The sequence below is a fragment of the Pseudoxanthobacter sp. M-2 genome, from assembly GCF_046156265.1.
Taxonomy (GTDB): domain Bacteria; phylum Pseudomonadota; class Alphaproteobacteria; order Rhizobiales; family Segnochrobactraceae; genus CAMDHY01.
Genome location: NZ_JAWDIR010000048.1, coordinates 200,684 through 211,037, shown reverse-complemented (window position 1 = coordinate 211,037; position 10,354 = coordinate 200,684). Strand labels below are relative to the sequence as shown.

Annotated in this window: 13 protein-coding genes and 1 tRNA gene; 7 read left to right on the top strand and 7 right to left on the bottom strand. The window is 70.9% G+C overall.

Features of this window, described 5'->3' with window-relative positions:
• Positions 1-223 (top strand): hypothetical protein (locus tag RUR49_RS26180; protein WP_409149663.1); only part of this gene is annotated, 223 nt, incomplete at its 5' end.
• A gap of 436 nt (positions 224-659) precedes the next feature.
• Here the strand turns inward: RUR49_RS26180 and RUR49_RS26175 are convergent.
• Together RUR49_RS26175 and RUR49_RS26170 are read right to left on the bottom strand one after the other, a co-directional pair.
• On the bottom strand, positions 660-878 hold the full coding sequence (locus tag RUR49_RS26175) for a hypothetical protein (RefSeq protein WP_409149661.1): 219 nt from the start codon (positions 876-878) through the stop codon (positions 660-662).
• A 181-nt stretch (positions 879-1,059) separates the two neighbouring features.
• Positions 1,060-1,134 (bottom strand) — tRNA-Asn (locus RUR49_RS26170).
• A gap of 259 nt (positions 1,135-1,393) precedes the next feature.
• On the opposite strand from RUR49_RS26170, the gene RUR49_RS26165 reads away from it, so the two are divergent.
• From RUR49_RS26165 to RUR49_RS26155, 3 genes are all read left to right on the top strand, one after another.
• Positions 1,394-1,702: a hypothetical protein gene (locus RUR49_RS26165; protein WP_409149659.1), complete on the top strand. Its 309-nt coding sequence runs from the start codon at positions 1,394-1,396 to the stop codon at positions 1,700-1,702.
• Between the two features lie 458 nt (positions 1,703-2,160).
• The gene (cobU, locus tag RUR49_RS26160) at positions 2,161-2,727 is read left to right on the top strand and encodes a bifunctional adenosylcobinamide kinase/adenosylcobinamide-phosphate guanylyltransferase (RefSeq protein WP_409149657.1); all 567 of its coding nucleotides are present in this window, start codon (positions 2,161-2,163) and stop codon (positions 2,725-2,727) included.
• 26 nt (positions 2,728-2,753) lie between these two features.
• A complete protein-coding gene (locus RUR49_RS26155; protein ID WP_409149685.1) occupies positions 2,754-4,238 on the top strand; it encodes a cobyric acid synthase in 1,485 nt (494 codons plus the stop codon).
• Here RUR49_RS26155 and cbiB read toward each other — a convergent pair.
• On the bottom strand, positions 4,196-5,185 hold the full coding sequence (gene cbiB, locus RUR49_RS26150; protein WP_409149655.1) for an adenosylcobinamide-phosphate synthase CbiB: 990 nt from the start codon (positions 5,183-5,185) through the stop codon (positions 4,196-4,198). The genes RUR49_RS26155 and cbiB overlap by 43 nt on opposite strands.
• Positions 5,182-5,691, bottom strand: a complete 510-nt coding sequence (gene ruvX, locus RUR49_RS26145) for a Holliday junction resolvase RuvX (protein WP_409149653.1) — start codon at positions 5,689-5,691, stop codon at positions 5,182-5,184. Before ruvX ends, cbiB begins: the two co-directional genes overlap by 4 nt.
• Before the next feature lie 264 nt (positions 5,692-5,955).
• On the opposite strand from ruvX, the gene RUR49_RS26140 reads away from it, so the two are divergent.
• The 3 genes from RUR49_RS26140 (at position 5,956) to gatA (ending at position 8,559) form a co-directional block, all read left to right on the top strand.
• Complete coding sequence (locus RUR49_RS26140) at positions 5,956-6,693, top strand: metal-dependent hydrolase (RefSeq protein ID WP_409149651.1); 738 nt, start codon at positions 5,956-5,958, stop codon at positions 6,691-6,693.
• A gap of 89 nt (positions 6,694-6,782) precedes the next feature.
• Positions 6,783-7,070, top strand: coding sequence for an Asp-tRNA(Asn)/Glu-tRNA(Gln) amidotransferase subunit GatC (gene gatC, locus RUR49_RS26135; RefSeq protein ID WP_409149650.1), 288 nt, complete (start codon positions 6,783-6,785; stop codon positions 7,068-7,070).
• A gap of 10 nt (positions 7,071-7,080) precedes the next feature.
• Positions 7,081-8,559, top strand: coding sequence for an Asp-tRNA(Asn)/Glu-tRNA(Gln) amidotransferase subunit GatA (gene gatA, locus RUR49_RS26130; RefSeq protein WP_409149649.1), 1,479 nt, complete (start codon positions 7,081-7,083; stop codon positions 8,557-8,559).
• A gap of 4 nt (positions 8,560-8,563) precedes the next feature.
• On the opposite strand, the gene RUR49_RS26125 is transcribed toward gatA, so the two are convergent.
• The 3 genes from RUR49_RS26125 to meaB all read right to left on the bottom strand — a co-directional run bounded on the left by RUR49_RS26125 (position 8,564) and on the right by meaB (position 10,326).
• Complete coding sequence (locus tag RUR49_RS26125; RefSeq protein ID WP_409149647.1) at positions 8,564-8,983, bottom strand: type II toxin-antitoxin system VapC family toxin; 420 nt, start codon at positions 8,981-8,983, stop codon at positions 8,564-8,566.
• A complete protein-coding gene (locus RUR49_RS26120; RefSeq protein WP_409149645.1) occupies positions 8,980-9,264 on the bottom strand; it encodes a hypothetical protein in 285 nt (94 codons plus the stop codon). Before RUR49_RS26120 ends, RUR49_RS26125 begins: the two co-directional genes overlap by 4 nt.
• 63 nt (positions 9,265-9,327) lie before the next feature.
• On the bottom strand, positions 9,328-10,326 hold the full coding sequence (meaB, locus tag RUR49_RS26115; protein WP_409149643.1) for a methylmalonyl Co-A mutase-associated GTPase MeaB: 999 nt from the start codon (positions 10,324-10,326) through the stop codon (positions 9,328-9,330).
• Between the last annotated feature and the right edge of the window lie 28 nt (positions 10,327-10,354).

Below are 10,354 nucleotides of genomic sequence, written 5' to 3'. Positions count from 1 at the left end.
TCTCACAACCAACGAAATGAGGAATACAAACCCCTCTGTTCCGATCGCCAGCCAAACTATAAACAAAACAAAAATCGTCACGGCTCCTGCAATCAACCAAATCAAGAAATCTGCAAGAAGACATACAACAAGCAATATAAGTAGCAATGGGATGACTGCAAGAAAATATATCATCTTTCTTCCCCGTCTATTCAAACATGGAAGCTGCCAAAATCTTGCATAGACTCAGCTATATCTGTAGAATCCCCAGTGGCTGTGAGCACCAAGGTAAATCAGATTTTCTCCTAGGTCAGCCAAACGAAGGACTTGAGCATCTTGAATGGGCAACCCAAAGCCATTTGCCGCTTGAGGGCAAGTGTGCCTGTTTGTGTCAACCTATCAAGCGCTTTTGTCTGCAGACGCCGGAGCAGAAAGGCGGGCGCCCCAGTCTCAGGGGGGAGGCGAGACCGGCGCGCCCGCCTCCGGCCCGGGCAGGCCTGGGCGCAATATGACGGGATGCGGTGCGCTCCGCATCGCAGACAAACGGGACGAAGCGTTCCAGATGCCGCCGCCGCCCCTGTCCAGACTCACAGGAGACCCGTGGCGCGCGTTTCGGCCGGCCGGGAGTAGGGACGCCGGCCGGCGCCGTTTCGCAATGTGGATGGCTGGATTTTGATCGGTCAGCCTTGGGCGGCGTCCAGCGCGGCAACGAAAACACGGGCCTCCGTCAGCGCAACGCGCCACTCAGGGTGGGGTGGGTGCTTTTGATAGATCACCCCGTGCCGCGGCGGTGCTTCCTCCTTTGGCATGATCACTTTCGCGTTGTGCGCTCCGTGCCTGGCGCGAACCATGGCCTCTGCAACGCGCACCACCCGCGGGTCATCCACCCTCTCATCCATGGCATTCCCTCAACCAACGCCATCGCGGCACCCGTTATGCTACCGCAGAGCGTGGGGAGGGCAAGTCATCGCTAGAGTTGAGATGTGCGCACGTCGCGGAAGCCGAGCGGCAACCCGTACATATACCGTACATCACGCTGATTTGGCTTCGTCGAGACTTCCGGTAAGTGCTTGGAAGTGTTGGCTCCCCGGGCCGGATTCGAACCAGCGACCAACCGGTTAACAGCCGGTTGCTCTACCACTGAGCTACCGGGGAACAGGCGCTCGTACAGCCGGCGCGGGCTATAGCAATGCCGAACCGGAATGTACAGCCCCGCGATGCGGGAGCCGCCGACGGAACGATCCGGGCGGAGTCGGCGTTGCAGCCGGTCCGCACCACTGCGGCCCCGAGCCCCGAGCCGGTGGCGCCTTGTCCTCGCCCGACCGGCGGCCCATCTCGGGGGCGGCGACGGAGGGTCGCACGGGGACACCGCCCGCAGTCTGGACGACGCCCCGCATCTCGACGAGGAGCCTCGATGGCCGATCTGCGTTTCGGAAGCCGACGGATGCCGCTGCCCGCGTCGCGGGCGGCGCGGATCGCGCTCGGCAGCGCGCTGATCGTCGGCGGGCTGTTCGGCTTCCTGCCGATCGTCGGCTTCTGGATGCTGCCGCTCGGGCTGCTCGTGCTGTCGGTCGACCTCGCGATCGTGCGCCGGCAGCGCCGGCGTGCGGCGGTGTGGTGGGCGCGGCGGCAGCAGGCCCGCGCCGCGGCCCGCGCTGCAACCGCCACGGGCGCCCCGCAGCCGGGGCCGGCCGATCCCGGTCCCGCCGCGCGGCCGGACTGACGGGACGGAGCGGTGGCTCCGCCCGGCCTTCCCGATTTGTGACACCCCTTTTCCGCTTCCGGAGTCATTCCCGGCCTTGTGCCGGGAACCCATTCTTCGCCGCGCGCTCACCCCTCGCCATGGGAGCCGCCTGTGCGGCAGCCTCGCGTGGGTTCCCGGCACAAGGCCGGGAATGACCTCGAGGGAGGGGCGGGCAAGCGCGTTTGAGGCGTGATGTGCACGGCAGCGTGAGGAGAGGGGAGCCGCGCAACCCACCGCTCGCCATCAGCGCCGACTGTGCGGCGGCCCCGCATGGGTTCCCGGCACAAGGCCGGGAATGACCCCGAGGGAGGGGGGAGCAAGGGCGCGGGAGGCCGTGGCGAGTGGCGCGAGGCTGACACGGGGGCGGCGGCGCGCGATAACGGGCGCCCCGCGACGATTCCCGTCGCCCGTGCTCCCGTTCCGCAGGCCCCGCCGCCATGATCGATGCGTCGCGCCCAACCTTCCCGACCTCGCCCGTCGTGCTGGTGCTCGGCGGCGCGCGCTCCGGCAAGAGCGATTTCGCCGAGCGGCTGATCATGGTCAGCGGTCGGCGGCCGGTCTATCTCGCGACCGCCACCGCCGGCGATGGCGAGATGGCCGAGCGCATCGCCCGCCACCGCGCCCAGCGCGGCCCCGACTGGCTGACGCTCGAGGAGCCGCTCGAGCTCGCCGCCACCTTGCGCCGCCAGTCCGGCCCCGACCGGGCCGTGCTCGTCGACTGCCTGACACTGTGGCTGTCGAACCTCGTGTTCGCCGAGCGCGACGTCGAGGCGGAGACGACGCGGCTGATCGCGACGCTGCGCGACCTGCCGGGGCCGGTGGTGATGGTGTCGAACGAGGTCGGCCTCGCGATCGTGCCGGAGACGGCGCTCGGCCGCTCCTTCCGCGACGCTCAAGGAAGGCTCAATCAGCGCATCGCCTCGGCTGCGAGCGACGTCGTGCTCGTCGCCGCCGGCTGCCCGGTCAGGCTGAAGCCGGCGCCGGTGGTCGAGATCGCCCTGTGAGCGAGCGCCCGCCGGCCGCCGCCGTGATGCTGCAGGGCACCGGCTCGGATGTCGGCAAGTCGCTGCTGGTGGCCGGCCTCTGCCGCCATTTTACCCGCGCCGGGCTGACGGTGCGGCCGTTCAAGCCGCAGAACATGTCGAACAACGCCGCCGCCACCCAGGACGGCGGCGAGATCGGCCGCGCCCAGGCGCTGCAGGCGCGCGCCTGCGGGGTCGCGCCCAGCGTCCACATGAACCCGGTGCTCCTGAAGCCCGAGAGCGAGCGCGGGTCGCAGGTGATCGTGCAGGGCCGCCGCCACGCCACCGCGGCGGCGAGCGCCTACCAGGCGATGAAGCCATCGCTGATGCCGGCGGTGCTCGACAGCTTCGCGCGGCTGTCGGCGGAGGCCGACCTCGTCATCGTCGAGGGGGCGGGCAGCCCGGCCGAGGTGAACCTGCGCGCCGGCGACATCGCCAACATGGGCTTTGCCCGCGCCGCCGGGGTGCCGGTGGTGCTCGTCGGCGACATCGACCGCGGCGGCGTCATCGCCAGCCTCGTCGGCACGAAGGCGGTCATCGAGGCGGCGGACGCGGCGATGATCCGCGGCTTCCTGGTGAACCGGTTTCGCGGCGATCCGCGATTGTTCGACGACGGGCTCAGCATCGTGACGGAGCACACCGGCTGGCCGTCGCTCGGGCTGGTGCCGTGGTTTGCCGCCGCCCACCGGCTGCCGGCGGAGGACGCGGTGGCGCTGTCGAGCGCCGCGCCCGCGAAGGACGGAGCGCGCATCCGCGTGGCGGTGCCGATGCTGCCGCGGATTGCCAACTTCGACGACCTCGACCCCTTGAAGCAGGAGCCGGCGGTCGACGTGGTGTTCGTGCCGCGCGGGTCGCCGCTGCCGGGCGATGCGGCGCTCGTCGTGCTGCCGGGTTCGAAGGCGACGATCGCCGATCTCGCGGTGCTCAGGGCCGAGGGCTGGGACGTCGATCTGGCCGCGCACGTGCGCCGCGGCGGGCGGGTGCTGGGCTTGTGCGGCGGCTACCAGATGCTCGGCCGCTCGATCGCCGACCCGGACGGCATCGAGGGGCCGCCTGGCGTGGTGGCGGGCCTCGGCCTGCTCGCGGTCGACACGGTGCTGACCGCCGACAAGGTGACGCGGCCGGCCTCGGGCGTGGAGGTGGCGAGCGGGCTGCCGGTGACGGGCTACGAGATCCATCTCGGCCGGACGGACGGGCCGGACTGTGCGCGCCCCTTTGCGATGCTCGCCGGCCGGCCGGATGGGGCGACGTCGGCGGACGGGCTGGTCGCCGGCACCTATCTGCACGGGGCGTTCGCCGGCGATGACGTGCGGGCCGCCTTCCTTGCCCGCCTCGGCGTGCCGTCGGAACTCTCCTACGAGGCCGGCATCGAGGCGACGCTCGACGCCCTCGCCGACCATCTGGCTGAACACGTCGACACGGAGCGGCTGCTGTCGATCGCCCGCGAGCGTCAGACCGACAGCGCCAGCGCCACGGCGGCGATCGCACCATAAGCGAGGGCGTGCAGCCCGCAGGCGAGGCGGAAGACCCGGAGCGAGCGGGTGACGTCGGCGGCCTCGAGGGCGTGGCGGCCTTCGAAGTTCAGCCACGGCTTCTGGTCCGTCTCGCCGTCGTAGACGGTCGGGCCGAGGAGGGCGATGCCGAGCGCGCCGGCCATTGCCGCCTCCGGCCAGCCGGCGTTCGGCGAGGCGTGGCCGCGGGCGTCGCGGGCCATCACGGACAGCGCCGTGCCGATGCGGCCGCCGGCGATCGGTGCGGCGAGAGCGGTGAGCACGCCGGAGAGGCGGGCCGGGATCAAGTTGACGAGGTCGTCGAAGCGGGCCGACGCCCAACCGAAGGCGCGGTGGCGATCGTCGAGGTGGCCGATCATCGAATCGGCGGTGTTGACCGCCTTGTAGGCCAGAAGCCCCGGCAGGCCGCCGATCGCCAGCCAGAAGGCGGGCGCCACGACGCCGTCGGCGAAGTTCTCCGCCGCCGTCTCGATGGCGGCGCGGGCGACACCGCTCTCGTCGAGCGCCTGCGGGTCGCGGCCGACGATGTGCGAGACCGCCTCGCGGGAGGCGGCGAGATCGCCGGTGGCGAGGGCGTCGCGGACACGGGCGACGTGCTGGTCGAGGCTCTTCTGGGCGATCAGCACGGCGGCGAGCACCGCGGTGATGGCGAAGCCGGCCGGCGCCGGCAGCAGCTGCACGACCGCCTCGATCGCGAGGCCGACGCCGACCGCCACGGCGACGAGGGCGAACAGTGCCACGACGCCGCACAGCCGGCGGGCGCGGTCGCTCTGGCGGGGATCGTTCAGGCGGCGGTCGAGGGTGGCGATCAGGCGGCCGAACAGCACCACCGGATGCGGCAGGCGGCGCCACAAAGCCGGCGGGTCGCCGACGACGGCGTCGACGGCGAGTGCCGCCACCACGGCCGCCGTCGCCGCCGCGAGGCTCACGGGGGGGTGGCGCGCTGCGTCTCGTCGGCGCGCGCCATCATCGTCATGCGGTCCAGCGCGCCCTGCAGGATGTAGGTGGCGGCGAGCTTGTCGACGAGCTCGGCGCGGCGCGCCCGCGAGCGGTCGGCCTCGATCAGCGTACGGGTGACGGCGGCGGTCGACAGCCGCTCGTCCCAGTAGACCATCGGCAGGGGCGTGAGGGGGGTGAGGTTGCGCACGAAGGCGCGCGTCGACTGCACCCGCGGCCCCTCGCTGCCGTCCATGTTGAGGGGAAGCCCGATGACCAGGCCGCCGACGCCGTGGCGGGTGGCGAGCGCCAGCATCGTCTCGGCATCCTTGCCGAACTTCGTCCGCTTGATCGTCTCCAGCGGCGAGGCGATGCGGCGGCCGACGTCGGAGAGGGCGAGGCCGATCGTCTTGGTGCCGAGATCGATGCCGAACAGCCGCGCGCCGGGCGCGAGGCGGGCGAGCAGGTCGGCGAGGGAGAGCGTTGGATCATCGGCCATCGGCGGTGCGTAACACGGCCGGGAACCGGCGGCGAGGCGCAACGGTTGAGGCGCGGCTCCGTCTGCCTATACTGCCGCCGCTTCGGAGGCGGCGACACGCACTTGCTGACCCGCTCCCAGACCCCCTGACGGCCGATGCCATCGGCCATCGTCGACTTGCAATGAACCGGCCCTAAGACACGCCGGTGCGTCTCGCGCCTCCGCTGCGGCCGGCTGCTTCCGGCCGCATCCCCGCCGGAGGCCCGCTCCACGAGGAGATTGCCCATGAAGATCACCTGGTTCGGCCATTCCGCCTTCCGCGTCGAGATCGCCGATGCGGTGGTGCTGATCGATCCGTTCCTGACCGGCAACCCGGCCTTCGAGGGCTCGGTGGAGGCGGCCTCGGAGGGGTGTACCCACGTCGTGCTGACGCACGGCCACGACGACCATGTCGGCGATTCGCTGGCGATCCTGCAGGCGACCGGCGCCGAACTCGTCGCCAACTTCGAGATCTGCATGTGGCTGGCGAGCCAGGGTGTGGAGAAGTTCAACCCCGGCAATACCGGCGGCACGGTGCCGTGCGGCTCCTTCACGACCACCTTCACCCCGGCCCTGCACTCGTCGGGAACGGTGCGCGAGGGCCGCTCGATCTATCTCGGCAACCCGCTCGGCGTGGTGCTGAAGGCGCCGGGCGAGCCGACGCTGCTGCACATGGGCGACACCGACGTGTTCAGCGACATGAAGCTGATCGACGAGCTGCACCGCCCCGACATCGGCATCGTGCCGATCGGCGACCGCTTCACCATGGGCGCCAAGACGGCGGCCTTCGCCTGCCAGCGCTTCTTCTCGTTCAAGGCGGTGATCCCGTGCCACTACGGCTCGTTCCCGATCATCGCCCCGGACGCCGAGGCCTTCGTCAACGAGATGTCGATGAACTCGCGCGCCCTCGTCGTCGTGCCGGAGCGCGGCGTGCCGTTCGATCCGCTGGCGGGGCGTGAGGCGAACGGCGGCCCGGTGGCGTGATCGGCGCGTTGTGAACGGCGCGCGGCGGGTGCTATAGCCGGGCGCCCGCCGCGCCGCCGCGCACGAGATCGCCCGGAGACCCTTCGCCCATGTCGGTCGATGCCGCCACCGTCACCAAGGTCGCCCACCTCGCCCGCATCGCGGTGACGCAGGAGGAGGCGAACCGGCTCACGGGCGAGCTCAACGCCATCCTCGGCTTCGTCGAGGAACTCGCCGCCATCGACGTCGAGGGCGTCGAGCCGATGACCTCGGTGGTGGCGATGACACTCCGCACCCGCCCCGACGTCGTCACCGACGGCGAGAACGCCAAGGCGGTGCTGGCGAACGCGCCGGCGAGCGACGACGGCTATTTCCTCGTTCCCAAAGTGGTCGAGTGAGGGCGCACCGATGACCGAGCTCACCGCCCTTTCGATCGCCGACGCCCACGCCGGGCTGACGCGCCGCGAGTTCACCGCCCGCGAGCTGGCCGAGGCCTACCTGTCGGAAATGGAGGCCGCCCGCGGCCTCAATTCATACGTCCTCGAGACCCCCGAGCACGCCCGCGCCCAGGCGGCGGAGGCCGACGTGCGGCTTTCGCGCGGCGAGGCGGGGCCGCTCGAAGGCATCCCGATCGGCGTCAAGGACCTGTTCTGCACCGACGGCGTGCGCACCACCGCGTGCTCGCGCATCCTCGGCTCGTTCGTGCCGCCCTACGAATCGACGGTGACGGAGAACCTCTGGAAGGCCGGCGCGGTGCTGCTCGGCAAGCTCAACTGCGACGAGTTCGCCATGGGCTCGTCGAACGAGACCTCGGCCTTCGGGCCGGTGATCAATCCGTGGCGCCGGTCCGGGGACGAGACTCCCCTGGTGCCGGGGGGCTCATCCGGCGGCTCGGCCGCGGCCGTTGCCGCCAACCTCTGCGCCGCCGCCACCGCCACCGACACCGGCGGCTCGATCCGCCAGCCGGCGGCACTGACCGGCACGGTCGGCATCAAGCCGACCTACGGACGCTGCTCGCGCTGGGGCATCGTCGCCTTCGCCTCCTCGCTCGACCAGGCCGGCCCGATCGCCCGCGACGTCCGCGACGCCGCCGTGATGCTGGGCGCCATGGCGGGCTTCGATCCGAAGGATTCCACCTGCGTCGACGCGCCGGTTCCGGACTACGCGGCCGCGGTCGGCGCGAGCGTCAGGGGCCTGCGCATCGGCATCCCCCGGGAGTACCGCGTCGAGGGCATGCCGGCGGAGGTCGAGGCGCTGTGGGAACGCGGCAAGGCGTGGCTGGTCGACGCCGGCTGCGAGCTCGTCGACATCTCGCTGCCGCACACCCGCACGGCGTTGCCGGCCTACTACATCGTCGCCCCGGCCGAGGCGTCGTCGAACCTCGCCCGTTATGACGGCGTGCGCTACGGCTTGCGCGTCGGCGCCGACGACATCGTCGGGCTCTACGAGAAGACGCGCGCCGCCGGCTTCGGCGCCGAGGTGCGCCGCCGCATCCTGATCGGCACCTACGTGCTGTCGGCCGGCTACTACGACGCCTACTATTCCCGCGCCCAGAAGGTGCGGACGCTGATCAAGCGCGACTTCGACCAGGTCTTCGACGGCGTCGTCGACGCGGTGCTGACGCCGACCACGCCCTCGCCGGCCTTCCCGGTCGGCTCGAAGGCGAATGCCTCACCGGTGGAGATGTACCTGCAGGACGTCTTCACCGTGACGGTGAACATGGCCGGCCTGCCGGGCATCTCGGTGCCGGCCGGCCTGTCGGGCGACGGCCTGCCGCTCGGCCTGCAGCTGATCGGCCGCCCCTTCGACGAGACGACACTGTTCTCGCTCGCCGGCGCGGTGGAGAAGGCGGCTGGCCGGTTCACGCCGAAGGCGTGGTGGCGGTGAGGGGCTAGGCTGCCGGTTCGAACGGATTGAGGACGGCCACGCCGAGGTCGGCGACGTCGGCTCGGTTGCGCGTGACCAGAACGAGCCGGTGGACGTCGGCTGTCGCGGCCAGCAGGGCATCGACGACGGGGAAGCTTCTCCCTGCCGTCAGATAGGCCCATCGTTCCGCGACCGCCGCGTCGATCGGAAGAATTCGATCCGCGAAGCCCTCGATCACGGCTTCCAGCCATTCGTCGAGGGTCGTGGCCCGCTCAGGCTCGCGTCGGCGCAAGCCTTCGATGCCGCGTCTAATTTCCGCCGTCACAAGCACGCTGAGGTAGATGCTGTTCGCGTCGATCGTCGCATACCAGGCCGAGACGGCAGGGTTTATGTGCGCTCCCTTGCGGAGCTCGGAAAGGACGTTGGTGTCGAGCAGGTAGCTCACAGGTCGACGTCGCGGGGCAGATCCTTGTCGCGCCGCAGGTCCACGCCTTCCAGCGACACCGAGGCGAGCAGGGCCTTCAAGTCGACCGTCGGGGCAGGTGCAAGCGCACGCTTCAGGGCCGAACGTGCGGACTCTTGTCGTTCTGGGTCGTTCAGCGCGGCGGCCACGCGCTTGACCAGCGCTTCGTCGTCCCGACCAACCCGAACCTCCACCCGGACGATGCCGCGCTCCTTCAGGCGTTGCCTGTGGGACGCGAGATGAGTCGCCGGTTTCGAAGGCATGGTCACCACTCCGCGCGATGTCCGGAAATATTTCCGGAAATGTAGTTGGTACTCACGGCGGCGTCAAACCTCGCCCAGCCCGAGCCGCTCGGCCACCTCGTCGGCGGCGACGCTGGCGGCCAGCCGGCCCTCGCGGACGTCGGCCTCGAGCTCCGGCAGCCGCTCCGCCAGTGCCGGGTTGTCGCGCAGGCCGGCCTCGAAGCGCTCGCGGATCATCGCCCACATCCAGGCGACCTGCTGGCGCGCCCGCGTCTCGGCGAGGCGGCCGGAGGCCGTCATCCGCTCGCGGTGCAGCAGCACCTGGCTCCAGAAGTCTTCCAGCCCCTCGCCCGTCAGGCCGGAGACGGTGACGACGGCGGGCGTCCAGACCGGATCGTGGCGTCCGAGGATCTGCAGGGCGGCGCGCAGTTCCGCGGCGGCGAGGCCTGCACGCGCCCGGTTCTCGCCGTCGGCCTTGTTGACGGCGAGCACGTCGGCGATCTCGAGGACACCCTTCTTGATGCCCTGCAGCTCGTCGCCAGCGCCCGGCAACAGCAGCACGGCGAAGGTGTCGACCATCTCGGCTACCGCGGTCTCCGACTGGCCGGTGCCGACCGTCTCAACGATGACGACGTCGAAGCCGGCGGCCTCGCAGAGGAGCATCGCCTCCCGCGTGCGCGCCGCGACGCCGCCGAGACTGCCGCCGGAGGGGGAGGGGCGGACATAGGCTGCGCGGTCGAGCGAGAGGCGGGCCATGCGCGTCTTGTCGCCGAGGATCGAGCCGCCGGTGCGGGTGGAGGACGGGTCGATGGCGAGCACGGCGACGCGGTGGCCGCGGCCGGTGAGCATGGTGCCGAGGGCGTCGAGGGTCGTCGACTTGCCGACGCCGGGCGGTCCGGTGAGGCCGAGCCGGACGGCGCCGCCGGTCGCCGGCAGCACGGCCTGCAGGAGCGCCCGGGCGGTGCGGCGGTGCTCGGCCTTGCGTGATTCGACCAGCGTGATGGCGCGCGCCAAGACGGCGCGCTCGCCGCGGCGGAGCGCCTCGGCGATGGCGGCGACGTCGCCGGGGGCGGGCAGGGGCATCGCGGCTCCATATTGCGGCGGAGGCGAA

Bases quoted from the DNA above. Each gene is read 5' to 3' on its own strand.
- RUR49_RS26175 (WP_409149661.1), bottom strand. From the start codon at position 878: ATGGATGAGAGGGTGGATGACCCGCGGGTGGTGCGCGTTGCAGAGGCC.
- RUR49_RS26165 (WP_409149659.1), top strand. From the start codon at position 1,394: ATGGCCGATCTGCGTTTCGGAAGCCGACGGATGCCGCTGCCCGCGTCG.
- cobU (WP_409149657.1), top strand. From the start codon at position 2,161: ATGATCGATGCGTCGCGCCCAACCTTCCCGACCTCGCCCGTCGTGCTG.
- RUR49_RS26155 (WP_409149685.1), top strand. From the start codon at position 2,754: ATGCTGCAGGGCACCGGCTCGGATGTCGGCAAGTCGCTGCTGGTGGCC.
- ruvX (WP_409149653.1), bottom strand. From the start codon at position 5,691: ATGGCCGATGATCCAACGCTCTCCCTCGCCGACCTGCTCGCCCGCCTC.
- RUR49_RS26140 (WP_409149651.1), top strand. From the start codon at position 5,956: ATGAAGATCACCTGGTTCGGCCATTCCGCCTTCCGCGTCGAGATCGCC.
- gatC (WP_409149650.1), top strand. From the start codon at position 6,783: ATGTCGGTCGATGCCGCCACCGTCACCAAGGTCGCCCACCTCGCCCGC.
- gatA (WP_409149649.1), top strand. From the start codon at position 7,081: ATGACCGAGCTCACCGCCCTTTCGATCGCCGACGCCCACGCCGGGCTG.
- RUR49_RS26120 (WP_409149645.1), bottom strand. From the start codon at position 9,264: ATGCCTTCGAAACCGGCGACTCATCTCGCGTCCCACAGGCAACGCCTG.
- meaB (WP_409149643.1), bottom strand. From the start codon at position 10,326: ATGCCCCTGCCCGCCCCCGGCGACGTCGCCGCCATCGCCGAGGCGCTC.